Genomic DNA, 693 nt, shown 5'->3' with positions numbered 1-693 from the left:
ACCGTTAAGGTATCTAAGTCCGCAACAGATGCAGATAAGAATACTCCAGTCGCTAAGGATCAAACAGTTGAGCCAGGATCAACACCGAAGGCAGAAGATTCCATTGCCAACCTGTCTGAACTTCCAGCAGGTACTACGGTAGCCTTCAAGGATCCAGTAGACACGACAGGTGAAGGCGATAAACCAGCTACAGTAGTGGTAACCTACCCAGATGGTTCGAGTGAAGAAGTCCCAGTGACCGTTAAGGTATCTAAGTCCGCAACAGATGCAGATAAGAACACTCCAGTCGCTAAGGATCAAACAGTTGAGCCAGGTTCTACACCGAAGGCAGAAGATTCCATTGCCAACCTGTCTGAACTTCCAGCAGGTACTACGGTAGCCTTCAAGGAGCCAGTAGACACAACAGGTGAGGGAGACAAAGTAGTTACAGTAGTTGTAACCTACCCAGATGGTTCTAGTGAAGAAGTCTCAGTGACCGTTAAGGTATCTAAGCCTGCAACAGATGCAGATAAGAATACTCCAGTCGCTAAGGATCAAACAGTTGAGCCAGGTTCTACACCGAAGGCAGAAGATTCCATTGCCAACCTGTCTGAACTTCCAGCAGGAACGAAAGTATCCTTCAAGGAGCCAGTAGACACAACAGGTGAGGGAGACAAAGTAGTTACAGTAGTTGTAACCTACCCAGATGGTTCT

General features: G+C 47.3%; 1 protein-coding gene. It reads left to right on the top strand.

Annotated elements, in window-relative coordinates; all coding sequences use genetic code 11:
• Positions 1-693 (top strand): Rib/alpha-like domain-containing protein (locus tag E5983_RS09325; RefSeq protein WP_269148544.1); only part of this gene is annotated, 693 nt, incomplete at both ends.

It is taken from the genome of Streptococcus danieliae (genome assembly GCF_009767945.1).
GTDB lineage: Bacteria > Bacillota > Bacilli > Lactobacillales > Streptococcaceae > Streptococcus > Streptococcus danieliae.
The sequence above is the reverse complement of the archived record's forward strand: the minus strand, read 5'-3'. Positions and strand labels throughout refer to the sequence as shown.